28 protein-coding genes are annotated in these 25,782 nt (G+C 71.6%); 12 read left to right on the forward strand and 16 right to left on the reverse strand.

Annotation, left to right across the window (positions count from 1 at the left end; translation table 11 throughout):
* On the reverse strand, positions 1–411 hold the full coding sequence (locus tag IEY12_RS10475) for a universal stress protein (protein WP_188883666.1): 411 nt from the start codon (positions 409–411) through the stop codon (positions 1–3).
* A gap of 95 nt (positions 412–506) precedes the next feature.
* Here IEY12_RS10475 and IEY12_RS10480 point away from each other — a divergent pair, with 95 nt between their 5' ends.
* Positions 507–1,259: a proteasome assembly chaperone family protein gene (locus IEY12_RS10480; protein WP_188883667.1), complete on the forward strand. Its 753-nt coding sequence runs from the start codon at positions 507–509 to the stop codon at positions 1,257–1,259.
* 4 nt (positions 1,260–1,263) lie between these two features.
* Here the strand turns inward: IEY12_RS10480 and IEY12_RS10485 are convergent, their stop codons facing one another.
* The 3 genes from IEY12_RS10485 to IEY12_RS10495 form a co-directional block, all read right to left on the reverse strand.
* Entirely contained in the window at positions 1,264–1,851 is a 588-nt protein-coding gene (locus tag IEY12_RS10485) for a PH domain-containing protein (RefSeq protein WP_188883668.1), read from the reverse strand.
* On the reverse strand, positions 1,848–2,498 hold the full coding sequence (locus IEY12_RS10490; RefSeq protein WP_188883669.1) for a PH domain-containing protein: 651 nt from the start codon (positions 2,496–2,498) through the stop codon (positions 1,848–1,850). Before IEY12_RS10490 ends, IEY12_RS10485 begins: the two co-directional genes overlap by 4 nt.
* A gap of 119 nt (positions 2,499–2,617) precedes the next feature.
* Positions 2,618–3,379, reverse strand: coding sequence for a hypothetical protein (locus IEY12_RS10495; RefSeq protein WP_188883670.1), 762 nt, complete (start codon positions 3,377–3,379; stop codon positions 2,618–2,620).
* A 169-nt stretch (positions 3,380–3,548) separates the two neighbouring features.
* On the opposite strand from IEY12_RS10495, the gene IEY12_RS10500 reads away from it, so the two are divergent.
* Entirely contained in the window at positions 3,549–3,830 is a 282-nt protein-coding gene (locus IEY12_RS10500) for a DUF7526 family protein (protein ID WP_188883671.1), read from the forward strand.
* Here IEY12_RS10500 and IEY12_RS10505 read toward each other — a convergent pair.
* Together IEY12_RS10505 and IEY12_RS10510 are read right to left on the reverse strand one after the other, a co-directional pair.
* Positions 3,827–4,690, reverse strand: coding sequence for a universal stress protein (locus IEY12_RS10505; RefSeq protein ID WP_188883672.1), 864 nt, complete (start codon positions 4,688–4,690; stop codon positions 3,827–3,829). The two genes, IEY12_RS10500 and IEY12_RS10505, sit on opposite strands and share 4 nt — an antisense overlap.
* 42 nt (positions 4,691–4,732) lie before the next feature.
* Positions 4,733–6,196, reverse strand: a complete 1,464-nt coding sequence (locus tag IEY12_RS10510; RefSeq protein WP_188883673.1) for a sensor histidine kinase — start codon at positions 6,194–6,196, stop codon at positions 4,733–4,735.
* A 172-nt stretch (positions 6,197–6,368) separates the two neighbouring features.
* Here IEY12_RS10510 and IEY12_RS10515 point away from each other — a divergent pair, with 172 nt between their 5' ends.
* The 5 genes from IEY12_RS10515 (at position 6,369) to IEY12_RS10535 (ending at position 11,195) form a co-directional block, all read left to right on the forward strand.
* The gene (locus IEY12_RS10515) at positions 6,369–6,998 is read left to right on the forward strand and encodes a class I SAM-dependent methyltransferase (RefSeq protein ID WP_188883674.1); all 630 of its coding nucleotides are present in this window, start codon (positions 6,369–6,371) and stop codon (positions 6,996–6,998) included.
* A gap of 122 nt (positions 6,999–7,120) precedes the next feature.
* Complete coding sequence (locus tag IEY12_RS10520; protein ID WP_188883675.1) at positions 7,121–8,119, forward strand: zinc-binding dehydrogenase; 999 nt, start codon at positions 7,121–7,123, stop codon at positions 8,117–8,119.
* 59 nt (positions 8,120–8,178) lie between these two features.
* The gene (locus IEY12_RS10525; RefSeq protein WP_188883676.1) at positions 8,179–8,838 is read left to right on the forward strand and encodes an HAD family hydrolase; all 660 of its coding nucleotides are present in this window, start codon (positions 8,179–8,181) and stop codon (positions 8,836–8,838) included.
* 46 nt (positions 8,839–8,884) lie between these two features.
* The gene (locus tag IEY12_RS10530) at positions 8,885–9,844 is read left to right on the forward strand and encodes an alpha/beta hydrolase (RefSeq protein ID WP_188883677.1); all 960 of its coding nucleotides are present in this window, start codon (positions 8,885–8,887) and stop codon (positions 9,842–9,844) included.
* A gap of 178 nt (positions 9,845–10,022) precedes the next feature.
* Entirely contained in the window at positions 10,023–11,195 is a 1,173-nt protein-coding gene (locus tag IEY12_RS10535) for a mandelate racemase family protein (protein WP_188883678.1), read from the forward strand.
* A gap of 46 nt (positions 11,196–11,241) precedes the next feature.
* Here IEY12_RS10535 and IEY12_RS10540 read toward each other — a convergent pair whose 3' ends face one another.
* The 4 genes from IEY12_RS10540 to IEY12_RS10555 all read right to left on the reverse strand — a co-directional run bounded on the left by IEY12_RS10540 (position 11,242) and on the right by IEY12_RS10555 (position 14,605).
* Complete coding sequence (locus tag IEY12_RS10540) at positions 11,242–12,042, reverse strand: hydroxypyruvate isomerase family protein (RefSeq protein ID WP_188883679.1); 801 nt, start codon at positions 12,040–12,042, stop codon at positions 11,242–11,244.
* Positions 12,039–13,010, reverse strand: a complete 972-nt coding sequence (locus tag IEY12_RS10545) for a Gfo/Idh/MocA family protein (RefSeq protein WP_188883680.1) — start codon at positions 13,008–13,010, stop codon at positions 12,039–12,041. The genes IEY12_RS10540 and IEY12_RS10545 overlap by 4 nt, the downstream gene beginning before the upstream one ends.
* 60 nt (positions 13,011–13,070) lie before the next feature.
* Positions 13,071–13,997: a D-2-hydroxyacid dehydrogenase gene (locus tag IEY12_RS10550; RefSeq protein ID WP_188883681.1), complete on the reverse strand. Its 927-nt coding sequence runs from the start codon at positions 13,995–13,997 to the stop codon at positions 13,071–13,073.
* A gap of 71 nt (positions 13,998–14,068) precedes the next feature.
* Positions 14,069–14,605: a cupredoxin domain-containing protein gene (locus IEY12_RS10555; RefSeq protein ID WP_188883682.1), complete on the reverse strand. Its 537-nt coding sequence runs from the start codon at positions 14,603–14,605 to the stop codon at positions 14,069–14,071.
* A gap of 99 nt (positions 14,606–14,704) precedes the next feature.
* Here IEY12_RS10555 and IEY12_RS10560 point away from each other — a divergent pair, with 99 nt between their 5' ends.
* Positions 14,705–15,583 (forward strand): COX15/CtaA family protein, encoded by an 879-nt coding sequence (locus IEY12_RS10560; RefSeq protein ID WP_188883683.1) that lies wholly within the window; start codon positions 14,705–14,707, stop codon positions 15,581–15,583.
* A 9-nt stretch (positions 15,584–15,592) separates the two neighbouring features.
* Here the strand turns inward: IEY12_RS10560 and IEY12_RS10565 are convergent, their stop codons facing one another.
* Together IEY12_RS10565 and IEY12_RS10570 are read right to left on the reverse strand one after the other, a co-directional pair.
* The gene (locus IEY12_RS10565; RefSeq protein ID WP_188883684.1) at positions 15,593–16,066 is read right to left on the reverse strand and encodes a TRAM domain-containing protein; all 474 of its coding nucleotides are present in this window, start codon (positions 16,064–16,066) and stop codon (positions 15,593–15,595) included.
* A 46-nt stretch (positions 16,067–16,112) separates the two neighbouring features.
* Entirely contained in the window at positions 16,113–16,382 is a 270-nt protein-coding gene (locus tag IEY12_RS10570) for a DUF7968 family protein (RefSeq protein ID WP_188883685.1), read from the reverse strand.
* Positions 16,383–16,628: 246 nt separating this feature from the next.
* Here IEY12_RS10570 and IEY12_RS10575 point away from each other — a divergent pair, with 246 nt between their 5' ends.
* From IEY12_RS10575 to IEY12_RS10590, 4 genes are all read left to right on the forward strand, one after another.
* Complete coding sequence (locus IEY12_RS10575) at positions 16,629–17,123, forward strand: YeeE/YedE family protein (protein WP_188883686.1); 495 nt, start codon at positions 16,629–16,631, stop codon at positions 17,121–17,123.
* A complete protein-coding gene (locus tag IEY12_RS10580; RefSeq protein WP_188883687.1) occupies positions 17,123–17,563 on the forward strand; it encodes a DUF6691 family protein in 441 nt (146 codons plus the stop codon). Before IEY12_RS10575 ends, IEY12_RS10580 begins: the two co-directional genes overlap by 1 nt.
* A 44-nt stretch (positions 17,564–17,607) precedes the next feature.
* Complete coding sequence (locus IEY12_RS10585; RefSeq protein WP_188883688.1) at positions 17,608–18,726, forward strand: MBL fold metallo-hydrolase; 1,119 nt, start codon at positions 17,608–17,610, stop codon at positions 18,724–18,726.
* A 145-nt stretch (positions 18,727–18,871) separates the two neighbouring features.
* Entirely contained in the window at positions 18,872–19,204 is a 333-nt protein-coding gene (locus IEY12_RS10590; protein ID WP_188883689.1) for a DUF8153 family protein, read from the forward strand.
* 16 nt (positions 19,205–19,220) lie between these two features.
* On the opposite strand, the gene IEY12_RS10595 is transcribed toward IEY12_RS10590, so the two are convergent.
* From IEY12_RS10595 to IEY12_RS10610, 4 genes are all read right to left on the reverse strand, one after another.
* Complete coding sequence (locus tag IEY12_RS10595) at positions 19,221–20,258, reverse strand: NAD(P)/FAD-dependent oxidoreductase (protein WP_188883690.1); 1,038 nt, start codon at positions 20,256–20,258, stop codon at positions 19,221–19,223.
* Positions 20,259–20,324: 66 nt separating this feature from the next.
* Positions 20,325–21,824 carry a cryptochrome/photolyase family protein gene (locus IEY12_RS10600; protein WP_188883691.1) on the reverse strand — a complete coding sequence of 500 codons (1,500 nt, stop codon included), beginning with the start codon at positions 21,822–21,824 and terminating at the stop codon, positions 20,325–20,327.
* 45 nt (positions 21,825–21,869) lie between these two features.
* Positions 21,870–24,284, reverse strand: a complete 2,415-nt coding sequence (locus IEY12_RS10605; protein WP_188883692.1) for a DEAD/DEAH box helicase — start codon at positions 24,282–24,284, stop codon at positions 21,870–21,872.
* Positions 24,285–24,290: 6 nt separating this feature from the next.
* Positions 24,291–25,748, reverse strand: coding sequence for a ribonuclease H-like domain-containing protein (locus tag IEY12_RS10610; RefSeq protein ID WP_188883693.1), 1,458 nt, complete (start codon positions 25,746–25,748; stop codon positions 24,291–24,293).
* Positions 25,749–25,782 lie beyond the last annotated feature (34 nt).

The raw sequence follows: 25,782 nt of genomic DNA on the forward strand, positions 1-25,782 counted from the left end.
CTACACCGGGACGAGCGCGACGGGGACGGCGCGCGTCTCGAGGACGGCCTTCGTCATGCTCGCGTGGGTGACGCCCTCGACGGCGGTGCGCTCGACGGCGCCCATGACGACGTACTCGTACTCGTGTCCGGACTCGAGGATGGCGTCCGTGAGGCGCTTTTGCGGCGAGACGTTCGTGTCGTCCGAGAAGGACTCGCGCTCCTCGACAGCGATTTCGGCGGCGACGCCGGGCGCGACGCGCGCGAGCAGCTCCTCGGCCTCCGAGCGGAGCGCCGTCGCGTCCTCTTCCTCGCCCTCTTGGACGTGATAGACGTAGAGGTCGTGTCCGCTCGCGGACGCCTGGCGCGCCGCGAACTCCAGTACCGCCGTCCGTCGCTCCGGCTCCCCGTACGCGACGAAGATGGTGCCCATACCCCGCCCGTTCGAACGGTCGGCCCTTTAGCGGTTCGGCGACGACCGCCGCGTCGGGATAGAGTTACGGTGCCGGGCGCCGACGAACGCGACGTATGACGGCAGACCTCTCGTTCGACGTGACCGCCGATGACGCCGAAACCGGTTCGACGCTCGTCGTCGGCCAGTCACAGCCCGGATTCGCGGGTGTGACGGCCGCCGACTACCTGGTTCGCCACCTCGAAAGCACCGAGGCCGGCCACGTCTCCTCGGCCGACCTCCCGGCCATCGCGCCCGTTCAGGACGGAACGCCGCGCCACCACAGCCGCCTCTACACGCTCGCGAACGCCGACTGCAGCGTCCTCGTCGGCGAGCTCTTCGTCCCCGGCGCGGCCGCGCGTTCCTACGCCGACGCGCTCCTCGCGTGGGCGGCGGCGAACGGCATCACGGAGATCGCGGTCCTCCACGGCGTCCCGTTCCAGCACGGCCCCGACGAGCACGCGGTCTTCCACGTCGCCACCGGCGACTATCGGTCGAACCGACTCCCTGAGGGGGTCTTCCGCCCGCTACAGGGCGGGTTCCTCGACGGCGTGGTCGGCGAGCTCGTCACGCGCAGCCTCGAGGACCGGGCGCCCGACGTCGGCGTCTACGTCACGCCCGCGCACCCGCCCGGCCCGGACGTCGATGCGGCGCTGCGACTCATCGACGCGCTCCAGTCGGTCTACGGCATCGACGTCGATGCCTCCGAACTCGAGGAACTCAGCGAACAGCTCCGGAGCTACTACGCGCAACTGGCGAACCGGACCGCGAGCGTGGCCGAGGAGGAACCGCTCTCCGGCTACGGCTACGACGACACCACCTATATGTGAGCACTCAGTCGTCGAGCGCCCGCCGGAACCTCCGGACCTCCTCGCGGATCGCCCGCCACTGCTCGACGGTGCCCGGAACCGCGTCTCGCGACCCGGACTCGCCCGCGATGCCGTCGCCCTGCGTGGCGCGGTCGACGAGCGCGCGCACCTCGCCGGGGTTCGGGACGCCCCGGAAGACGAGGTCGCCGCCGCCCGCGAGTTCGAACCCCACGTTCCCGTAGTCGAAGAGCGACCCGGTGAAGGACTGCGTGTACGCGCTGTTCTGGACGGTTTCGAGCGCGGCCTGCGTGACCGCGCGCGAGAGCACGCCCGTCTTCACGTAGAGCGCGTCGTCGCTCACGACGTACTGCGTGTGCCGGTTGACGAGGTAGCGCCACGCCGCGACCGCCACCCCGACGGGGACGAGCGCGAGCGCGAGCGGCGTCTCGATCAGCCAGCCGGCGACGCCGGCGACGGCGAGCACACAGCCCACGAGCACGGCCGGGAGGACGCGCGTGAGTCGCGGGCGCGCCGTCCACGCCACCGTCTCGTCGGCCGCGAGCGGCACCGCCGCGTCGACGTCTTCGCGCCCCGCTGCCCCGGACCCCGTCATCGCTCCGTCCCGCCGGCGTCCACGCCGTCGCCCGCGCGGGGTTCGGCTTCGTCGCCGTCCGCCACGTCCGCGGCCACGCCCTCCGCGCGCTCGCCGTCGCTCGCGTCGCCGTCGCGCGCTTCGAGCGCCCGGCGGATCGCGCGGAGTTCCTCGCGGATGTCGTCGAGGACGTCCGCGGCCGTCTCCTCGTCCTCGTTCGCCCGCTCGCCGCGCGCGGCCTTCACGCGCTCGTTGATGCGCTCTTGAACCGCACGCGGGTCCGGCACCGACTGGAACCGCATCTCGACGCCGGAGCCGCCGGCCGTCGAGACGTCGACGGTCCCGTAGCCGAAGCGCGACCCGAAGAACCCCTGACTGTACGAGGTGTTCTGCACCTTCCCGAAGTCGATGCGCTGGACGTCGCGCGAGAGCACGCCCGACTTCCGGTAGAGCGCGTCGGTGGTGACGACGTACTGTGTGTTCTCGCGGTTGAGGTAGGCGCCCGCGATGACGAGCAGGCCGACGAGGACGAGCGAGAGCGGGACGCCGACGACGAGCGCCGGAATCAGACTGCTCTCGTGGGGCTTGCCCGCCCAGACGACGGACTCGTCGTCGTCGAGCGTCAGCCAGTCGAGCGTCGCGGGGTCGAGGTCGCCGTGCTCGGCCATACGCGTCGTTCCCCGGACGCGGACAAGAAGCTTCCCCCGGCACGCTCGTCGAGTCCGACGGAGTGCGGTCACGCCCCGCCGACTGCCGCTCACGCGGTCACAGCCACGCATTGGCGCGCTCAGGAGCGGGAGAACTCGTCTATGATCGCCGTCCCCGCCGACTCCTTCTCGTACGAGACGGAGACCGTGTAGTCCCCGTTCACGCCGACAGTGAAGTCGTCGCCCGGGGCGAACCGCGTATACGCGGTCGATTCACTGAGCGCCGCGCCGTCGGTCGAGACGTCGACGTCCGCGCCGGCCGGGTCGACGATCGACCCCGAGACGTACACGCTGTCGGCCGGCATCGTACCACCACCGGTATGCGAGAGCGTCAGGACACCGGTATCGGCGTCGCTGGTCGCGGACGGGTCGTACGTGCTCTCGAGAAACGCGCTCGGCAGTCCCAGAAGGGTGCCGCCGACGATGAGGCCGCCGGTGGCGTCGATCCGAACGATATACCGGTCCGACTCGGAACCGGACACGCCGAAGACGGTTTCCTCCGTCCGGGTCTCCTCCCCGTGCGAGATCGTGAGTTGGGTCTGGAACGCGGCGTCACCGACGACCGCCCGCGACTGGTCGAGACGGGTCAGCGTCCCGTAGTCGAGCGTGTATTCGCCGATCGTGCTCTCGGTGAACCCACCGGCCGCCCACTCACTCACCGACGCGGTCGCGGTTTCGACGTCGTCCTCGTTGACTGCGGCGACGAACCGCTCGATCGCCGCTTTCTCCGCGTCCCCGCTCGAGGACGATGCCGGGTCACTCGAACCCGTCGAGCACCCCGCGAGCCCCGTCGCGGAAGCCCCACCGAGGGCGGCCATGAACTGCCGTCTGGACGGTGACATTACCTCGACGTGGAATCCCGTGGTGATTAAGTGTTCCCGCCGACGCGAGTCAGGACGGACTCCCTCGGGCGGGGCAGTATCGTCGAGTATCGACCGTGCGACCGCGGGCACAGACCCTCGACGTCGCCGAGGCGACGAGCGGAAACCCGCCCGGCGCCAACGCGTCCGTATGCCCGAGACGATTCGCGGGACCGTCCTCCACGTCGTCCCACCAGCCGACCTCGACGACCACGACCTCGACCCGGAACTCGCCGCCCTCGCGGCGGGCCACACCGTCGCGGTCTGTCGACGCGGCGGCGACCCGTCGCTCCGCCAGCGCCTCCGAACCTTCCTCACCGGCGGCACCATCGACGCCGTCACGGTCGTCCTCGACTCCACGCCCGAGACGGGCGACTCGCTCGCCGTCACCGCGCGCGAGACCGACCTCGCGGGCGTCTACGACGCGACCTAGTCGTCGCGGACCGTGACGACGGGAACCGGCGAGGTGCGGACGGTCTGCTCGGTGACGCTTCCGAGGAGGACGCGCGCGACGCCGCGTCGCCCGGTCGTTCCCATCACGACCGCGTGGATGTCCTCCTCGGCGACCGCCTCCCGGATGGCGTCCGCCGGCGCGTCGTGGACGACGTGTCCGACCGCGTCGAGGCCGCGCTCCTCGGCCATTCCGACCACGTCGTCGACGGCGTCCTGCGCGGCCGCCTCCAGCTCGCCGCTCACGGTCGCCGAGCGCACGTCGATGCCGAGCGAGTAGTCGTCGACCGCCGATATCACGTGGACGGTGGCGTCGAGCGCGTCAGCGAGCGCGAGGCCGTGCTCGGCGGCGAGCGCCGCGCGCTCGCTCCCGTCCGTCGGTATCAGGACGCGCTCGTAGGGGAACGCGAGGCGCTCGCTGTCGGGCATCCGTGCGGTGAGCACGGGCACCTCGGAGAGGCGAACAACCTTCTCGGTGACGCTCCCGAGGAGGTGGCGCGCGAGGCCGGTGCGGCCGTGCGTCGGCATCACCACGAGGTCGAACCCCTCCTCGGCGGCGTACTCGACGACGGTTTCGGCCGGCCCGCCCTGCACGACCACGGTGTCGGCCTCAACGCCGAGCGTCCCGAGGGTGTCGGCGGCGTCCTCGACGATCGCTTCCCCCTCCCTGACGAGCGCGTCCACGACGGAGCGCCCGACCGTGGTGACGCTGTCCCGCGTCGTGTCCGCGACGTGGAGGACGCGAACGGTGGCGTCCGCCCACTGTGCGAGTTCGGCCGCGTGATGGAGGACGGCGCTCGCGCCCTCGCTGCCGTCGACCGGGAGGAGTACGTCGTCGTACATACGGGGCCGATACGGACGAGGGCGTGTAAGGTGTTTCCCCCGCTAGCGCGAGAAGCGCGCCGCGATGGCGGCCGCGCGGTCCCCGCTCAGCGACGTCGCCGCCCCCATGGTTCGCGGGAGCGTGAGCGTGACGACCGTCCCTCGGGGGTCGCGCTCGGACTTCGAGAGCTCGCCCCCGGAGCGCGCGCACGCCCACTGCATCACCCAGAGGCCGAGGCCGGAGCCGTGTCGGAGCGGCGCCTCGTCGCCGGCGACGATGGGGTCCCATTCCGCGTCCGGGATCCCCGGGCCCGTGTCAGCCACCGACACCCGGACGCTGTCCGAGTCCGCGTCGCACGTGATGTCGACCGCCACCGTCGGCTCCGCGTCGTCCGCGTGGACGACGGCGTTCTCGACGGCTTCGGTGATCGCGTCCCGGATCGCGGGGACGGTCTGCGCCCACGCGGTCTCGGGTACGTCGACGGTGATCGACGCCTCTGGGTGGCGGGTGCGCGCTTCCTCGACGACCTCCGTGGTGATCGCGGTGACGTCGCGCGACGCGACGGTGTCGTCGAGGTGGCGCAGGCGGTCGACGTGCTCGGAGAGCGAGTGGAGGCGGTCGGCGGCGTCGCGGATCGCGTCGAGCGCGCGCACCTCGGCGTCGTCGTCGGCATCGACCTCCCGCGCGTACCCCTGAATGACGGTCAGTTCGTTGCGGAGGTTGTGCCGGAGGACGCGTTCGAGGACGGCGTGCTCCTGTTCGAGGATGAGCGTGCGCGTGAGGTCGCGGAGGACGAAGACGGCGGCGCCCTCCCCGTCCGGGTGCGTCATCGGCGACGCCCACAGTTCGACGTCGAGAAGGGTGCCGTCCCGGTGGCGGCGCTGGGTGCGCGCGCCCTCGACGCGCCGGCCGGCCTCAAGGCGGGCGAGGAACTCCTCGCGCTCCGACTCGCGCGCAGGCGGCACCATCGGCACGGGTTCGCCGAGCACCTCCTCGGGAGTGTAGCCGAACGTCTCCTCGGCGGCGGCGTTCCACAGCGAGACGGTGTCGTCGCCCTCGACGACGACGACGGGGAGCGGGACGTTCTGGACGACGGTCTCGAAGCGCTCGCGGTGTGAGGCCGCGCGCGCCATCTCGCGGTGCATCAGCGCGTGATAGCCGCCGACGACCGTCCCGCCGAGGCAGCCGAAGACGGTGAACTGGAGGACGAAGAAGCGGGGGTTCGTCACCGGACCGGTGGTGAGGCGTCCGAGGAGGCTGAGGACGGTGAGGGCGGCGAGGAACCCCGCGCCGAGGAGCGTCCAGCTGAGGACGCGGCGCTGCTCGCTCGGCGTCCACTCGCGACGCACGGTCAACGCGCCGCCGGCGGCGACGAAGAGCGCGGCGGTTCCGACGTAGGCGGCGTGGAGGGCGCTGACGGGGTCGGTACCGGAGTGGAGGGTCAGCGCGATGGTCGCGGCGAACAGGAGGCTCCCGAGGAGTGCGAGCGCGACGCCCGCGTCCGGGCGCCACCGAGGCGTGCTCACCGTTCCCGAGCCGTTCGGTCGTTCATGGTTCTCTGCTCTGGAAGCCCCGTAGTCTCTCCGGGTATATGTCTCCTCGGTGTTTTTTCCCGCGTCGCAATCGGCGGGCGCGGGGGCGGGAGCCCCGCGGCGGTGACTCCGCGAGGCATTTAGTGTGCGACCCCCACCCTCGAGTATGGACGCAGACCCGGACCCCGAGGAGGTTCGCCGCGACTGGGCCGAACGCGAGGGGGAGTTCTCGCCGCGCTACTACGCGCACCTCGGTCCGAACGAGGTGAGCGAGACGCTCGCGGAGGTGCTCGCACACTACGTCACCGAGGACGCCGACATCCTCGAACTCGGCTGTAGTTCGGGGCGCCACCTCGAGCACCTCCGCCGGCAGGGCTTCGAGAACCTCACCGGTATCGACCTGAACGACGAGTCCTTCGAGGTGATGGCCGAGGAGTTCCCGCGCCTTCACGAGACGGGGACGTTCCACGTCGGCGCACTCGAGGAGTACCTCCCGGACGTTGCGGACGGCGCGTTCGACGTCGTCTACACGGTGGAGACGCTCCAGCACGTCCCGCCGGAGGACGCGTGGGTGTTCGAGGACGTCGCGCGCGTCACCTCCGACCTGCTCGTGACGGCGGAGAACGAGGGGAACGGCCCGACGCGCGGCCGCGAGGACACCGACGTGAGCTTCGTGAACGACGACTTCCCGCTCTATCACCGCAACTGGAAGGACGTCTTTTCCGAATTCGGCCTCGCACAACTCATGCGCGAGCCGACGAAGCGCGACACCATTCGGACCTTCCGAAAAGTCTGATCAGGCATACTGTCCAGTAATACTGGCCACTTCTCCCATCCAGCCCGACCGGGGTGATTACGCTCGCATACCGTCTCGCCGGAAACCCTGTTTATACCCCGTCGGCGACCCGACGTGTACGCATGCCTTCGGAGATGACCGCATACGTCGTCGAGGAGTACGGTGACCCGGACGTCTTCACCGAGCGACGCGTCGACGTCCCCGACCCCGCGCCGGACGAGATTCGCGTGGAGGTCGCGGCCTCCAGCGTCAACCCCGTGGACTACAAGATCCGACAGGGCGCCATCCCGGACTTCACGCCGCCGCTCCCCGCGACGCTCGGCTGTGACGTCGCGGGCGTCGTCGACGCCGTCGGCGGCGACGTCGAGCGCTTCGAGGAAGGCGACGAGGTGTACGGCATGCCGGGCGGCGCCGGCCGGCAGGGCGCGCTCGCCGACTACGCCGTCGGCCACGCCGGGACGTTCGCGCACGCCCCCGATTCCATCCCGCTCGAGGACGCCGCCGCGCTCCCCGTCGTCGCGCTCACCGCCTACGAGATGCTCGCCGACAAGACCACCGTCGACATCGGTGAGGACGTTCTCGTCTACGGCGCGAGCGGCGGCGTCGGCCACATCGGCGTCCAGCTCGCCGACTGGTTCGGCGCGGACGTCACCGCCACCGGCTCCACCGAGGCGAAGCGCGACCTCGCCGCCGACCTCGGCGCGGACGCCACCGTCGACTACACGACCACCGACATCGCGGACTACGTCGCCGACCACACCGACGGAGCGGGCTTCGACACCGTCTTCGACCCCATCGGCGACGACCACCTCCAGACCGCCTTCGAGGCGGTGCGTCCCTTCGGGAGCGTCGTCACCACCGAGTCCTCCTCCACGCAGGACCTCGCCGCGATGCACGCGAACTCGCTCGAACTCGGCGTCGTCCTCGTCATCCTCCCGGTCCTCCTCGGCGAGCGCCAGGAGCGCGTCGGCGCGGAACTCGCCGACATCGCCGCCCTCGTGGACGACGGCGCCGTCGAACCCGTCATCGACGAGCGCTTCGCGTTCGCCGACGTCGCGGACGCCCACCGCCGCGCCGAGTCCGGCGACTTCGTCGGGAAGCTCCTCCTCGTCAACGAGTAGACGGCGCGACGTCGCGCGCGTGACCGGGTACTTATGACGGTGGCTCCCCAATCGGGACCATGACTTACGATACCGTCGTCTTCGACAACGACGGTGTCCTCGTCGGTCGGACGCGTTTCGACGTCCTCCGCGACGCCACCGCGGAGACGTTCGCGCAGTTCGGCGTGACCGACCCGGACACCGAGCACGTCGAGGACATGGCCGTCGGCGCCACCCCCGAGCGCGTCGACGACGTCTGCACCGTCTACGACCTCGACCCCGAGTCCTTCTGGCGGACGCGCGACCGCACGCTCTCGGCGGCCCAGCGCGTCGAAGCCCGCGAGGGCCGCAAGACGCCCTACGAGGACATCGACACGCTCGCGGACCTCGACGCCGACCTCGGCGTCGTCAGCTCGAACCAGCAGGAGACGGTCGACTTCCTCGTCGAGCACTTCGGACTCGATGCGTTCGTCGACACCGCGTACGGCCGCGAGGAGACCATCGAGAGCCTCGACCGCCGGAAGCCGAACCCCCACTACGTCGAGCGCGCGCTCGCGGACCTCGACGCGGACTCCGCGCTCTTCGTCGGCGACAACGAGTCCGACATCGAGGCCGCCGAGAACGCCGGCATCGACTCGGCGTTCATCCGCCGCCCGCACCGCGACCGCTGGGAGCTGAACGTCTGGCCGACGTGGGACATCGACTCGCTCGAGGACCTCCACGACATCTGCGCGCCCTAACCCGCGTCCCGACACGCCTTTTCGACGGCCGGTCGTAGCGCCGCGCATGGATGAGGGCATCCACCCGGACGCGCGCGCCGTCCTCGAGCGCCGGCGCTCGCTCGGACTGACGCCGGTCCACGAGCAGGGCCGACACCGAGTGCGCCTCCTCGAACGCCTCACGAGTCGTATCGGCGACGGCGGCCCGGCCGTCGCGGCGACCACGGACCTGACGGTGCCCGGCCCCGGCGGCCGGATTCCGGTGCGCGCCTACCGGCCGGAGGGCGAGGGGCCGTATCCGACCGTCGTCTACCTCCACGGCGGCGGCTTCGTCTTCGGGAGCATCGCGTCGCACGACGCGCTCTGTCGCACGCTCGCGAACGCGAGCGACAGCGTTGTCCTCTCCGTCGACTACCGCCTCGCGCCCGAACACCCGTTCCCGGCGGCGGTCGAGGACGCCTATGCCGCGACCGCGTGGGCGGCCGCGAACCCGGAGAAGCTGCGCTCGACCGGCGACCTCTCGGTCGTCGGCGACAGCGCGGGCGGGACGCTCGCCGCCGTCGTCGCCCTCGTGGCCGCCGAGCGCGCCGCCGGTGTCGAGCGCGACGGCGTCACCGTCGCGGCGGACGTCGTCCCCGATATCGACCGCCAAGCCCTCCTCTATCCGAGCGTCGGCGTCGCGGAGCGGCAGGCGTCCGTCGAGGCGTACGACGGCCTCGTCCTCACGCGCGCGGACCTCGAGTGGTTCCACGACTGCTACTACGGCGACGACGCCACCCAACGCCACCCCTACGCGGACCCGATCCACGCCGACGACCTCTCCGGCGTCGCGCCCGCGACGGTGCTCACCGCCGGCTTCGACCCGCTTCGCGACGGCGGGCGCGCGTACGCCGCGCGACTCGCCGAGGCCGGCGTCGACACGGATTTCGTCGAGTACGAGGACATGATTCACGGCTTCGCGACCGACCTCGCGCGGATCGAGCGCGCCCGCGAGGCCGTCGAGCGCGTCGCCGCCGGCCTCCCCTAGCGGCGGCTCGCGCGCCGAACCGACGTCTCGGGGCGTATCCGACGGGCGAGGCGTCGAACGAGAGCGAGGGGGCGGCGGTGTCCCGGACGGACCGACTCGCGCTCGGGTCGCGGCGAGCGCACCGTCCGACGCGTCTCGGTGACCAACGCTTATGCCGTCGGGTCTTGAGTCGGCGGATATGGCACCGGAAATCACGAAGATCGAGAGCACGGAGTTCTCCTACACGCTCGACGACGTCGGGACGGACGAGCACGGCTTCAACCTCGTCTACGAGCCCGGCGAGAGCACGGAACGCAAACTGTTCGCGGTGAAGATCCACACGGACGAGGGCATCACGGGCGAGTACGTCGGCGGGAATTCGCCGGGCGCCGCCCAGTACAACCTCGTCGCGAACTACCTCGTCGGGAAGAACCCCCTCGAGCGCGAGAAGCACTGGTCGGAGCTGAAGCGCGCGCTCCGCAAGTACGACCGCATGGGCATCGGCCCGATGGACATCGCGCTCTGGGACTTCGCCGGGAAGTACTACGACGCGCCGATCCACGAACTCCTCGGAACGTACCGGACGAAGGTGCCCGCGTACGCCTCGACCTATCACGGCGACGAGAACGGCGGCCTCGACTCCCCGGCGGCGTTCGCCGAGTTCGCCGAGGAGTGTGCGGAGATGGGCTACGAGGGCTTCAAGATTCACGGGTGGGGCGGCGGCGACCACGCCCGCGACCTCCAGCGCGAGATCGACGCCGTGCGCGCCGTCGGGGACGCCGTCGGCGACCGCATGGACCTCATGCACGACCCCGCCTGCGAACTCGAGACGTTCGCGGACGCCCTCAAACTCGGGCGCGCGCTCGACGACGCGGGCTTCTACTGGTACGAGGACCCGTTCCGCGACGCGGGCATCAGCCAGCACGCCCACCGGAAGCTCCGGCAGAAGCTCGACACGCCCATCCTCCAGACCGAGCACATCCGTGGCCTCGAGATCAAGTCCGACTTCGCGGCGAGCGAGTCCACGGACTTCCTCCGCGCGGACCCCGAGTACGACGGCGGCATCACGGGCGCGATGAAGGTCGCGAACGTCGCCGAGGGCTTCGGTATCGACGTCGAGTTCCACGCGCCCGGGCCCGCCCAGCGCCAGTGCATCGCGGCGACGCGCAACACGAACTACTACGAGATGGCGCTCGTCCACCCCGAGGCCGCGAACACGACGCCGCCGGTCTACGAGGAGTACGACGACCAGCTCGACTCCATCGACTCCGAGGGCATGATCGAAATCCCGGACGGCCCGGGTCTCGGCGTCACTTACGACTGGGACTACATCGAGGCCAACACCACCGGGAGCGTCCACACCTACGAGTAACGCGGCTCGCGCCCCGTTCGCGCTCTGCTCGCGGCCTGCTCGCGCCTCACTCCCGGACGGTGTCCGCGAGCGCGACGAACGACTCGACGGCGTCGTCCGGGTCGCCCGACGGCGCGAACTCCCCGGAGACGGCGCCCTCGTAGCCCGCCTCATCGAGCGCACCGAGGACGTGTGCGTAGTCGAGTTCGCCCGTTCCGGGTTCGTGGCGGCCCGGGACGTCCGCGACGTGGACGTGCCCGACGAGGTCGATATGCTCGGTGAGCGTCCCCGTCACGTTCCCCTCCGTTATCTGCTGGTGATAGACGTCGTAGAGGAGCTTCACGTTCGGCGAGTCGACGGCCGCGACGATCTCGAAGCCACGGTCGCTCGTCCGCACGAAATAGCCGGGATGGTCGACGCGCGCGTTCAGCGGCTCGAGCACCACCGTCACGCCGTGTGCCTCCGCAGTGGGCGCCACCTCCCGGAGGACGCGCACGACGGCGTTCTGCTGGGCGGCCGCCGAGCGCGTGTCGACGCGCTGGCCGACCGTCGTGATGACCGTGGACGCGCCGAGGTCGGCGGCCGCCTCGATCGACCGCTCGAGGTCCGCGACCGCCTGTTCGCGGTCCTCGGGATAGCTGACTGCGGGGCGTTCGGTGCTGTCGATGTTCGCGCCCGCGCCCGCCGCGAGGACGCCGCTCACCGCGACACCGCTCGCCTCGGCGGTCTCCCGGACGGCGTCGATGTTGGCGGCCTCCCAGTCGAAGAACTCGACGGCGTCCGCGCCCGCCGCCGCCGCGCGCTCGATGCCTTCGCGGAGGCCACACGAGTAGACCATCGGCACCGTGACGCCGACGTCGAAGCTCATCGCTCCACCGCCAGTTTCCCGTCGGCGTCGACGGCTTCCGTGACGGCGAGCGTCGTCGCGAACGTCCCCATCGCGTCCGCGTAGGGCGAGCGACACAGCGAGGCGTCGCCCGCCGCGACGGCGTCGACGAACGCGTCCACCTCCGTGTGGTGGCCGTCGTTCTCGCCCTCGAAGCGGACGTCCTCGCCGTCGACGACGCCCTCGCAGACGTTCTCGTGGACGCGCAGGTCGAGGTGGACGCCGTCGCCGACGAGCGTCACGCCGACGTCGCCCGACGGCGAGGCCGAACTCGTCGTCACCTGACTCGGGAGGCCGTCCTCGTGGTGGAGCGTCGCCGCGACGGCGTCGGGGAAGTCGAGGGCGTCCTCGCGCACCCGCAGGTCGCCCTCGGCGGCGACGCGCGCGACGTCCCCGCCGAAATACCGCACGAGGTCGAAGACGTGCGTGGACTGCTCGACGACCTGCCCGCCCGAGCGCTCTCGGCGCCGCCACCAGTGACCCTCGCTCCCCGGAACGCCGCCGACCCACTGGCCGTAGACGGTCGCGAGCGACCGGTCGGCGACGAGGTCGCGCGCGTGCTCGACGCACTCGAGGTAGCGGAAGTGGTGGCCGACCTGCGTGATGACGTCCGCATCCCGGAGGGCGGCCTCGACCTCGCGGGCGTACTCGCGCCCGAGCGCGAGCGGCTTCTCCACGAAGAGGTGGACGCCCTCCTCGACGGCGCGGAGTTCCTGACCCTCGTGGGCGAACGGCGGCACGCAGACGAACACCGCCTCGAAGCCGCCCGCGTCGAAGAGCGCTTCCCAGTCGTAGTAGGCGTCGGCGTCGTGCGTCGCCGCCCACTCGTCGGCCGCCGACTCGTCGATGTCGCAGACGGCGACGACGTTCGCGCGGTCGTTCCCCGTGAGGTGCTCGAGGTGCTTGCTCGCGATGCCGCCCGCGCCGACGAACGCGATGTCGACTGTCATTATCGACCACACACTATCGGCGGTGTTGTAGCTACGGGTGGCGGAAAACGTGCGCCCGACTCAGAACGTGAGTCCGACGTCCGCGACCGTCTCCGCGAGGATGTCGGCACAGCGCTTCCAGTACTGGGGCGTGTGACCGGCGTTGTGGGGTGTGACGAGGCAGTTGGAGAGGCCCCAGAGCGGGTGGTCGGCGGGGAGCGGTTCGGGGTCGGTGACGTCGAGGGCGGCGCTCCCGATGTCGTTGCCCCTGAGCGCGGCGACGAGGGCGTCGGTATCGACGACGGGGCCGCGCGCGACGTTCACGAGCATCGCGTCCGTCGGCAGGGTGAGGAAGGCCTCCTCGCCGACGAGGCCCTCGGTGGTGTCGGTGAGCGGGCACGCGAGCACGAGGTAGTCCGAGCGGCCGAACGCGTCGAAGAGCGCCTCGTCGTCGAAGCCGACGACTTCGTCGGCGTTCCCGCCCTTCTCGGGGGTGTAGCGGACGCCGATGGTTTCGACGCCGAAGTCCCGAAAGCGGGCGATGATCTCCTCGCCGATGGGGCCCATGCCGACGACGGTGGCGGTCGAGCGCCGGAGCTCGCCGCCCTGGAAGTGGTTCCACTCGGCGCGCTCGGTCTGCTCCCACGCCTGCCGGAGGTTCCGGACGTCCGCGAGTACGTAGCCGAGCACCTGCTCGGCGATGTTCGGCCCGTGCACGCCCGAGGCGTTCGCGACGGTGACGCCCGCGTCCTCGAGGGCGTCGAGCGGCAGGTGGTCGGTGCCGGCGAACGTGCAGACGAACGCCTCGAGGGTGTCGGACTCCGCGACGAGCTCGGGGTCGATCTGGAACCCGGTCGCGACGCTCGCCTCCATGAGGAGCTCGCGCTCCTCGGCGGGCGTGCGTGCGCACTCGACGTCCGCGTCCGGGAGGACGTCGCGTATCTCGGCGGCGTAGTCCGCCGGGTCGAGACCGTGAATCTTCTGTCGGAGGACGACGACGTCGGTCATCGCTTCGTGATAGCTCCGCCCGCCCAATAAAGCACGACGGTACCGGTAGTGACTCCGCCGACTCGCGGCGCCTACTCCCGGACGCGGACGTTCCCCATCATCCCCGCCGGCAGGTGGGGGATGCAGAAGTAGTGGTACCACCCCGGCACCTCGAAGGTGTGCGCGTAGCGCTCGCCGGGCGCGATGGCGCCCCCGCCGTTCGTCTCCTCGATGAACGAGCGCGTCGCCGCGACCTCGTTCGCGAAGTCGCCCGAGGAGAAAAAGGAGGCGCCCTCCGGGAGGAACGACGGGTGGGAGTGTCCGCCGTCGTCGGGGATGCCGAGGACGGCCTCGACCTCGCCGTGGCGCCGCGTCGCCGCCGTCACCGTGTGATTGCGCGCGCCCGTGTTCTCCCAGACGACCTCGTCGCCGACCGACACCTCGAGCGTCGGGACGTCGCGGGGCACCCAACTCGGGGCGTCGTCGGGCACCGCGACGGTCGACTGCGGGACGAAGCCGTCCGAGACCATCGCGACGTCGTAGGCGTCCGCCGACCCCCGGCCGAGACAGCCGGCGACGGCCGTGCCGAGCGTCGCCGCGCCGCCCGCGAGGAACGCGCGCCGATCCATGCACGACTCTTGGGGTGACGCCGGACAAGTATTGTGCGGTCTCCCCGTCGAGGACCGCGAACCTGCAGGCATTTATAGCGGGTGTCCCTACCCCGGCGTATGGACACGTCGACGACGGGCGCGTCGGCCGCCTCCCTGCCGCGACGCGTCGGTGGCGTCTTCGTCCGCCACGCGCGCGGGTTCGCCGCGCTCACGCTCGCGGTGACCTTCCTGCTCGTCCTCCTCGGGGAGTACACCGCCGCCGCCGGCGCCGGCGCGACCTGCAACAACACCTACCCGGGCTGTGCCGGCCAGTTCTCGCCCGCCGGCCTCTCGGTCCCGCAGTTCATCGAGTGGTTCCACCGCCTCGTCGCGATGGGCGTCGGCTACCTCATCGTCGGGAACGCCGTCCTCCTCTGGTGGACGCACAAGAAGAGCCGCGTCTCCCGGAGCGCCGGCCTCGCCGCGCTCCTCCTCCCCGTGCAGGTGGCGTTCGGCGCGCTCACCGTCACCGTCGCCGGCCTCTTCCCCGGTGGGTATGCGCCCCCGACCCAGCTCGTCCACCTCACCACCGCGCTCGCCATCTTCGTCGCGCTCGTCGCCGCCGTCGTCTGGCTTGACGCCGCCGAGGGCGCGGGCGCGACGCCGACGCGCCTGCGCTACGCCGCCACCGGCGGCCTCCTCCTCCCGCTCGCGCAGGCCGTCTTCGCGCGCGACCTCTTTTTCACCTTCTGGCCGGCCGTCCAGACCGCCTACCACTTCTTCGGCCTGCTCGGCCTCGCCGCCCTCCTCGCGCTCGCGCTCTGGGCGCGCGACCTCGAACGCGTCGACGTCGGGATTCTCGCGGCGCTCGGCGCGCTCTGCACGCTCCTCAACAGCTACCTCGTCGCCGGGCTCTTCGTCGTCACCGCGCGCGTCGAGGCCTTCACGTACGTCCTGCTCGTCGCACAGGTCGCCCTCTTCTGTCTGCTCGCCGTCGCCGCACGCCGCGTGAACTGAAAAAGGGGGTTACTCGCTCGCCGCGACGGGTTCCGCGAACGCCACCGTCTCCTTCACGTCCGTCACCTCGACGTTCAACTGGTCGCCCGGCTCGGTGCCGGGGACGATGACGATGAAGCCGCGCTCGACCTTCGCGATGCCGTCGCCCTGATCGCCGAGCGTGTCGATGGTGACGGTGCGGATGTCGCCCTCGTCGACCGGCGGGCGCTGGGTCTGCTGGCTCGACGACGCCGTCGACGTGCGCTCGGTGTCTCGCTCGGTCGTCGCGGAGCGCGAACTCCCGCCCGCCTCCGCGTCCGTGTCCGCGGTCGCGCTCGCCCCGCCCTCGTCGTCGGCGGCGAGGAGCGCGACGCGGTACGCATCGCCCGCCGAGAGCGTGCCGTTCTCGACGAGCTCGCGCGGGATCTGGATGTGGTACTGGTCACCGTCGGACTCGATGGACGTCTCGTACAGCAGGCGAAGCGAATCAGATATCTCAGCCATTACCTCCGCATACGGCCCGCCACGCTAAAACCTGCGGGGATTCCGCTCAGTCGTCCGCGCGCGCCTCGAAAACGAACGCCGTCTCCGCGTCCACCACGTCGCCGTCAGCGGCTTCGACGCGAAGCGTGACGTCGCGCGTGCTCCCGCAGCCACAGCTCACGAACTCCGCCCACTCGTCGCCGATCGCGACGGGGCCCTCGTGCGCTCGCGTGAGGTAGCGCCGATACGAGGGGGCGTCGAGCTCCGATGCGGTCCGCTCGTCCGCCGGCGCGAACGACACGACGACCTCGTCGGCCCGAGTCCGGGTCTCGCTCATGTCGAGTCGTAGGGGTCGAAGCCGAAAATAGCTGTCCGTGACCGAGGCGGATATTGCCCGCACCGCACACTCAATCGAGTCGAAACCACACGAAAGAGGCTCCTGTATCGGTATTCTTTATCGCAGTTGTCGGCTACGGACACGGCTACCTCTGTACTTTTCCCTCTGAGGCGACTACATCGTCGCTATGCGCACAGCGAGATACCCTGACGGCGGGCGACCCGACGACTCGGAGGTGCGCTCACCGTGAGCGGCGCCGCGACGCCGCTCCTCCTCGGCGCGAGCGAGTTCTTCCCGCGCGGCGTCCTCCCCTATCTCCTCGGTGGCGTGCTGATCGGCGTCGGAACCGCCGCCATCTACCTCGGCACCGGCATCCACGCGGGCGCGAGCACGTTTCTCGAATCGACGCTCTCCTACGTCTCGGACGTCCCGCGCTTCCGGCGCTACACCGGCTCGCGGCGCTGGCGCCTGCTCTTCACCGCCGGCATCGTCAGCGGCGCCGCCGTCTACGCGCTCCTCACGCAGTCCGCGCCGTGGACGACGGACGTCCAGTGGTGGCGCCTGCTCGGCGGCGGCCTCCTGGTGGGAGTTGGCACGCGCCTCGGGAAGGGCTGTACGAGCGGGCACGGCATCTGCGGCGTCGGCTCGCTCTCCGAGACGTCGCTCGCGAACGTCGCGACGTTCCTCGCCGTCGCGATCGGCACCGCACAACTCGTCGCCGCGCTCGGGGTGAGCCCCTGATGGGCGACGACGGACGCGGCCCCGCGTTCGGTGCCGTCGTCTACCTCGGCGGCCTCGTCTTCGGTGTCGGCCTCGCCGTCAGCGGGATGGCGAAACCCGAAGTCGTCCTCGACTTCCTCCAGCTTGAGGACCTCGGCCTCCTCTTCGTCATGGGCGGCGCCGCCGCCGTCGCCGGCACGGCCGTCTTCCTCGCTACGCGCTCCGGACGTCGCGCGCCGCTCACCGGCCGCGCGTACGGCCGCCGCCTGAAGTCGATGGACCGCAACGTCCTGCTCGGCGGCGCGGTGTTCGGCGTCGGCTGGGGGATTTCGGGGATCTGTCCGGGCGCCGCCTACGCCAGCGTCGGCATCGGCAACCTCCCCGTCCTCTGGGCGGTCGCGGGGATGTTCCTCGGCGCCTACGCCCAAGGGTACGTCCGCAGTCGCCTCGCGGGCGCGTGAGCGCCGTCGCCACTTCTTAGCGTCTGGTCGCCGTCGGTCACCCCATGTCCGAGACGGAACTCGACCCGACGGTGCTCGCCCGGCGCATCCACGCCGGTGACGCGCCGTTCGTCCTCGACGTCCGCGCGGAACCGGAGCACGAGGCGTGGCACATCCCCGGGAGCGTGAACGTCCCGATCTACGAGGACCTCCTCGAACGCGACTTCGGCTCGCTCGCCGAACACCTCGACGACCTCCCGGACGGCCGCGACATCGTCGTCGTCTGCGGCGCCGGCGTCACGTCCGCACGCGCCGCGCGCTTCCTCCGCGAACGCGGCTACGACGCGTTCTCCGTCGCGGACGGGATGCGCGGCTGGGCGCGCGTCCACCTCGACGAACCCGTCGAGGGCGTCCCCGGCGTCGTCCGCGTCGTCCGCCCCGGAACCGGCTGTCTCTCCTACCTCGTCGGCGATGGCGAGCGCGCGCTCGTCGTCGATCCCAGCCAGTACGCGGGCGAGTACCGCCGCCTCGAAGAGGAGTACGCCCTCGAGGTCGTCGGCGTCCTCGACACGCACCTCCACGCCGACCACGTCTCCGGCGCGCGTCGACTCGCCGACGCCCTCGACGTCCCGCACTACCGGCATCCGGCGGACGTCGCGGCGACCGAGGACGGCGTCACGCCGCTCGCGGACGGCGGGACGCTCGCGGCGGGCGAGCGTACCGTCGGCGTCCTGCACACGCCCGGCCACACCGAGGGGAGCGTCACGCTCGACCTCGGCGGGGCGCTCTGCACGGGCGACACGCTCTTCCTCGGGAGCGTCGGTCGCCCCGACCTCGCGGACGCCGACGACGAGGCCGTCCGCGCGGCCGCACGCCGCCTCTACGAGAGCCTCGAACGGCTCCTCGACTACCCGGACGACACCGTCGTCCTCCCCGGCCACGCCGCCGACGGCACCACCTCGCCGCTCACGGCGTCGCTCGGCCACCTCCGCGAGTCCGAGGGGAACGCCTTCCTCGCGCACGTCGTCGCCGGCGACGAGCGCGCGTTCGTCGACGCCGTCCGCGACGGCCTCGGCGAGGAGCCCGCGAACTTCGAGCGCATCAAGGAGATAAACCGGGGCGCGACGCCCGGCATCGACGTCGAGGACCTCGAACTCGGCCCGAACAACTGCGCCATCGAGTGAGCTGGCGCCGCCGAACCGCGCTCGCTCGGTCCGTTTTCACCCCGGCACGGTCGGTCGATGAGAACTGGCTACCGGCGACCACAGCCACCCCGCCGGCCTTCGGGGGGTGATGTTTTTTGTCCGCGATACACGTCCCGTCGCGTGTATGCACCCCGCCCTCCGATACGTCGCGTCGCTGTGCGTCGCGCTGATACTCACCCTCCCCATCGCGGCTTTCACAACGGCGAATCGCTTCCTCGTGGTCTCGCTGCTCCCGCTCTACTGGACCGTCGCCTCGCTGACGCTCGCACATCGGCACGCGCTCCTCTCCATTCCGCGTGACGCCGCCCCCGCCCGGAAGCGTGGCGCACTCGTCGGCGGCGTCGGCGCACTCACCGGGGGATTCCTCTTGCAGACCTCGATCCCGGCCGGCGCCGCTGGCCTCGGGCTGCTCCTCCTCGGGACCGTCAGCACCGTCGCCGACGTCGACGACCGGTGACCGACTGCACGGTGAGCTATCCGGCGTCCGCGAGGCGCTCGCCGACCTCGAGGCCGGAGCGGAGCGCGACGTGGACGCGCGCCGCCCCGCCCACCCAGTCACCGACCGGGTAGAGGCCCTCGGCCTCGGCTCGACGGCGGACGTCGGCGTCGAGGCCGGCGTCCGGGAGCGCGTAGCGCCATCCCTGATGGTCCGTCCAGTCCGGGTCGCGCAGGCGCTCGTCGTCGAGGAGGTCGGCGGCGACGCCCGCGAGCGCCGCGACGTTCGCGTCCGGGTCGGCGTCGTAGTGCGCGCGCGACCACTCGTCGTTCGCCTGCACGACGAGAAGCGACTCCCCGTCGGGAACGTGCCCGGGCTTGCACGCCTCGCGCGCCACCCACCCCACCTCGTGGTCCCGCTCCGGGTTCACGAGCGCGTAGTACGGCTTCGAGAGCGCGAACGGGTAGTGAAGGACCGCCGTCCAGATGGTGCGATACGGGACGGCCGCGGCCGCGTCCCGGAGCGCCCCGCGCACCGGCGCGTCCCAGTCGGCGTCGGCGAGCAACTCGGCGCTCTGCGGCGCCGGCGGGTTCAGTACGACGGCGTCGAACGGCCCGTGCGACGCGCCGTCGGCGTCGACGAGCGTCCACGACTCCCCCCGCTTCCGTATCGTCTCGACGCGCGTCTCGCGTTCGACCGTCGCGTCCGTCTCCGCGAAGAGGCGTTTCGCCAACTGGGTGATCCCCCGTCGATACGTCCACTTCGGGCCGTCCGGCGGGCGGCCCTCGCTCACCGCCCCCGCTCCGTCGAACGTGTAGATGGGGTCGGTGACGTCCACGAGGCCGTCCGCGTCGAGGTCCTCCGTGAGCAGATCGTTCACGCGCTCGTCCTCGCTTCGGACGTAGTTCGCGCCGTAGTCGTACGTACAGCCCTCGCGCCGGCGGGTGGCCGCGCGCCCGCAGACGCCGCGGGACTTCTCGAGGACCGTCACGTCCGCGTCCGGGCGCCGCTGTGCGAGTTCGTACGCCGCGCCGGCCGCCCCCGCGCCCGCGCCGACGATGCCGATGTGCGTCATACGCCGCCTTCTCGCGGGTTCGTGAAAGCCCTACTGCCGGCGTCGCCGACGCACGGGCGCGCACCGCTACACGTCGCCGTCGCGGACGCGTCGGCGCACCTCGGCGGCGCGCTCGCGTATCCCTCCGAGGGCGTCGGCGTCGCGCTTGTCGTCGAGGTGCGCGTAGACGAGCCCCATCCGGTGGTTCGAGCGGAGCTCGGACTCGTGCTCGGCGAGGAAGTCCCAGTAGAGCGCGTTGAACGGGCAGGCGCCGTCGCCGACGGTCGCGTCCGGGTCGTACTGACAGCCGGCGCAGTGGTCGCTCATCCGGTCGATGTAGTTCGCGGACGCCGCGTACGGCTTCGTCGCGAAGCGGTCGCCCGCGTACTGCCCCATCTCGACGGTGTTCGGCGTCGATACCCAGTGATACCCATCTATAAACGCGACGTGGAACCACCGGTTGAGCTCGTGCGGGTCGACGCCGTAGAGTAAGCCGAAGTTCGAGAGCACCATCAGGCGCTGGATGTGGTGGGCGTACCCCCGCTTTCGGACGCCGTCCACTGCGGCGTCGAGACACGCCATCGCGGTGTCGCCGTCCCAGTAGACGTCCGGGAGCGGGCGCGTCGCGTCGAGGCGATTCGCCTCGCCGAGGGCGGGCATGCCGCGCCGGTAGACGTGGCGGACGAACTCGCGCCACCCGATGACCTGCCGGACGAAGCCCTCGACGCTCGCGAGGGGGACGTCGTCGCGGGCCTCGTAGGCGTCGATGGCGGCCTCGACGACCTCGCGGGGGTGGAGGAGGCCGAGGTTCAGCGCGGGCGAGAGGAGGGCGTGGTCGAGCGCCCACTCGTCGCCGACCATCGCGTCCTCGTACGGGCCGAAGTCGCGGAGGCGGTGCTCGCAGAAGTCCGCGAGGGCGTCGAGCGCGTCCGAACGCGTCACCGGCCACCCGAACGCCTCGGGGTCGGCCCAGCTCTCCGCGTCGTCCCACTCCCGCTGGACCTCCCGCGTCGTCTCGTCCGGCTCGTACCGGGGCACCTCGGGAGGTTCGTAGTCGTCGGGCGGCGTCTCGCGGTTCTCCTCGTCGTAGTTCCACGCGCCGCCCACCGGGTCGCCGTCGGCCATCAGGTAGCCCGTCTCGCGGCGCATATACCGATAGAAGTCCTCGTGGCGGAGGCGGTTCCCCTCCAGCCAGCCGTCGAACCCCTCGGGCGTGCAGAGGAACGTCTCGTTCGTGACGACGTCGAGCGTCCCGCCGCGCTCGGTGACGAGGTCGCGCAGGCGCTCGGTGGCGCCGTGACTCGACGGCCGCATCACCGTGAGCGCGTCGCCCGGGTGGGCGTCGAAGTGCGCGTCGAGGCCGTCGGCGAACGAGTCGACGACGTGGTAGTCGACGTCGCGGCCCGCCTCCCGTAGCTCGTCGCGGAAGTGGCGCATCGCCGACGAGACGAGGACGCGCTTGTGCGGGTGGTAGGGGTGGCGCGTCGCGAACGCGCGCGCCTCGATCATGAGAGCGCGCTCGTCGGGCGCGTCCGCGAGCGGGCCGACCCGGTCGGTGAGCTGGTCGCCGAGGACGAGGACGGTCACGTCCCCGCCATCGGCGCCGACCGGTATGGTGGTTGCGGCCCGCGCTCAGAGCTCGGCGAGCACGTCCTCGAGGAGGCGGCGCGCGACTGCCGTGTTCAGCGGGTCGTTCTCGTCGCCGCAGTTCGCGTCCATCACGCAGCAGGGACAGCCCCCGACGCCGCAGTCGCAGGCGGCGATGCGCTCGCGCGCCCGCGTGCCGACGGCGTCGAGTTGCTCGAAGAGGGCCTTCGAGAACCCCACGCCGCCCGCGACGCCGTCGTAGACGAAGAGCGTCGCGCCGCCCGTCTCCGGGTGCTCGCGGACGGAGAGTCCACCGAGGTCGTCCGCCGAGAGCTTCAGCTCGAGCGGCGCGAGCGTGATGAGCGCGTGCTCGGCGGCGTGGATGCCGCCCATGTACTCGCGCTCGGCGTCGCCGGGCGCGAACTCGCGGGCGTCAGCGTCGTCGTCGCTCTCCAGCCAGTCGCCGACGAGGCGGGTCGCGGCGCCGTCCGGGAGCTCGAGCCAGCAGAGCTGCGTCTGGAGGCTGAGCGGGCCGAGCCCCGTTGGCTGAGGCGGCTCGACGAGGTCGCCGCTCTGGACCTCGCGGCGCGCGTACTCCGCGTGGTGGACGTCGACGACACCCTCGCCCCAGCAGAGCGCGTACTCGCCCAGACGCCGGCGCTCGCGCTCCTCGAGGTCGTGGATGCGCGTCGTCGAGCGCGTCTCCGTGTACTCCTCGACGGCCACTTCCGCGACGGTGACGTGCGGGCTCGCGGTGTCCTCCTCGAACGCGGTCACCTCGTAGGTCCGGCCGTCGTGGAGGAAGAGCGCGCCCTCGTGGTACTCCCGGTAGGCGCGCTCGCGGTCCACCGGCTCGTGGTCGATCTCGCCGTTCGCACAGCGGACGTCGAAGCTGACCTCGGAGCTGTTGTACATTGAGATGCCGGACTGCGGGCGGGGCGCGCCGTCGTAGCGCACGCCCCGGTCGAGGTCGCCGACGAGGTCGCCGGCGCGCCGCCACATCTCCACCGCGCGCGCCATGCGGTCGTCGGCCGCGCCCTCGACGGCCGCGCCCCCGAACCACCGCTCGTCCGCGTGCGTCAGCGGAAGCTCGGAGGCCGCACAGCGGAGGTGGCGCGCGTACACCGGGTCGTTCGCGAGGTCGACGACGGCGTCCTCGACCGGGTCCGAGAGGAGGTAGTCGGGGGTGTCGACGACGTACTGGTCGATGGCGTCCGAGCGCGCGACCAGCACGCCGAGCGCGTCGCTCGCGCCGCGCCCCGCGCGCCCGAGCTGCTGCCAGAACGACTGTCTGGTGCCCGGGTAGCCCGTGAGGAGCGCGGCGTCCACGCTCCCGACGTCGATGCCGAGTTCGAGCGCGTTCGTCGATACCACGCCGTCCAACTGCCCGCTCTTCAGGCGGTACTCGATGCCGCGCCGCGTCTCCGTCCCGAGGCCGGCGTGATAGGGCTCGACGTCGAGATAGCCCGACTCGGGGTGATCGCTCGCCGCGCGACCCGCGCGCTTCGCGCCGACCTCCGCGCCCTGCCGCGAGCGCGTGAACGCGAGCGTCTGCACGCCGTTCAGGCCGAGGTGCGCGAGCAGGTCCGCGGCCTCCTCGCCCGCCGACGCCGCCGCCTCCACGTACGCCTCGTAGCCCGCGTCGGCGTCGAGGCCCGCCGTCTCGCGCGGCGGGTTCCAGAAGACGATGTCGCGTCTGCCGCGCGGCGAGCCGTCGTCGTCGATCACCGTCGTCGGCTCCCCCGTCAGCGCCGCCGCGTGCTCCGCCGGGTTCCCGACGGTCGCCGTCGTGCAGACGATCTGCGGGTCGCTCCCGTAGTGCGCGAGCACGCGCCGGAGGCGGCGGATCGTCCACGCGACGTGCATCCCGTGGACGCCGACGTACGTGTGGCTCTCGTCGACCACGAGCAGCTCGCAGTTCCCGTGGAACTCCCGCCAGCGCGCGTGGTCCTCGAGGTAGACGTTCACGCCGCTGAAGTTCGTGAGAACCACGTTCGCTTCCTCCCTGTACTCCTTTCGTACCTCGCTCGGCGTGTCCCCGTCGTACACTTCCACGCGGACGTCGAGGCCGAGGTCGTCGTAGAGATCGTTCAGCGCGCGCTCCTGGTCGCGCGCGAGCGCCTTCGTCGGGTAGACGAGGAGCGCGCGCGTCGACTCGTCGGCGAGGTAGTTGCGCGCGATTTCGAGCGCGTAGACGAGCGTCTTCCCGGAGGACGTCGAGGTGGCGACCGTGACGTTCTCGCCCCGGTCGAGCGCGTCCAACGCGGCGGCCTGATGCGTGTAGGGGTCGACGTCGAGGCGTGCGGCGAGGGCCGGGTCCACCGCCTCGCTCGCCGGCACCGTCTCGGCCTCGCGCGCCTCCTGCGTCGCGACGGCGGCGATCTGGCCGTCGTAGTCCGGGTAGGTCGATTCGAGGTCGTGGCCCGTCAGGGGCGTCTCGCGCTGTGGTGTCTCGGACATGCGTGGTTACCAGTCGGTGAGCGAGCGCTGGACGGTGTCGTCGGTCGTCTCTCGGTCGGCCGCCCGCAGGTGCTCGTAGACGAACGCGAGCGCGCGAACGTCGTCCTCGCAGTAGGCGCGGTGCGCCGTCCAGTCGAGTTCCGTCTCGTCACTTTGTGCCGCCATCCAGCGCCGGTACTGTCGGGCGACCGTCGCCCCCGAGAGGCCGGTGTCGTCGCCGTCCCACCCGAGCGCGCCCGCGACGTCCGCGAGCGCGTTCGTGCGCCCCGGGAGGACGGCGTTCCCCTCGCGTACCGCCCACGCGTAGGGGTCGAACGTGTACGCGTCCTCCCAGTCCGCGAGGAACTCGGGGGCGTGCGCGCGGAGGTGCTCGCGCAGCACGTCGAAGTCGAAGCGCCAGCCGTTGTAGGCGACGAGCGGCCGGCCGTCACCCTCGGCGACGTACCACGCCATGAACGCCGTGAGCGCCCCGGCGGGGTCCTCGGGGTCGCGCTGGACGAAATCCCGGTACTCGTCGCTCGCCGCGTCGTACGCGCCGATCAGCCAGACGATACTGGGGTCGAGGCCGTCCGTCTCGATGTCCACGTGGATCGGCTCGCGGGACGGGAACGCCGCGTCGTCGCTGTCGGCGGGGCGGACGACGCGGCCCTCGGCGAAGGCCTCCGCGCTGCGCGCGATGGACTCGGCGGTGCTCGCGCCGATGCCGTCGACGGCTTCGAGGTCGTCGCTCGTCGCGTCCGCGACGGCCGCGCGCGTCCGATAGCCCGCGTCGCGGAGCCGGCGCGCCCGCGAGCGCCCGACGCCGGAGAGCGCGCGCAGGCCGAGTTTGTCCGGGTCGAGCGTGCGCGTGGAGACGACGCCGTCCGCGCGCAGCGTCAGACACGGCAGCGGCGTCCCGGGGTCGTCGAGGTCGCCGCCGCCCCCGCGCACGCGGAGGTCGCCCCACTCGTGTGCGTAGCCGCTCGGGAGGCCGGTCGAGACGTGCGTGTACGACCCCGGGGCGTCCGCGAGCGCGCGCTCGTAGGCGTCGCGGCCGACGAGTCGCGTCTCGAGCGCGGTCAGCGACGTCTCCAGCGAGAGCAAGTCGGTGAGGACGTACGTCTCCGTCGCAGCGTCGAGGTCGCCTTCGCTTTCGCGGGCCGCGAGGCCGGCGAGCGCGTCCGCGTCGCCCGCGACGGCCACCTGCACGTCGCCGACCTCGCGGACGGTGAGGCCGGTGGCGCGCGCCGGCTGGAGCGTCGGCAGGTCGGCGTCGAGCTGTTGGGCGAGCACGCTCGGCGCGCGCGGGTCGTCGCCGACGAGCAGGACCGCGTCCGGCTCGAAATACGCGACGGCGTCCCGGACGCGCTCGCGGCCACCGTCGAGGACGAAGCCCGAATCGAGCGCGAGCAAGTCGCACGACGCGACGCTCCCGGGCTCTCGCGCGCCGTCGCCGCTCGCGGCCGTGGAGGAGGCTGGTGCCATCGCGGTGTCAGCCACGCTTGGGGGTCGCCGAAGA

Source organism: Halarchaeum grantii, from assembly GCF_014647455.2.
Taxonomy (GTDB): Archaea; Halobacteriota; Halobacteria; order Halobacteriales; family Halobacteriaceae; genus Halarchaeum; species Halarchaeum grantii.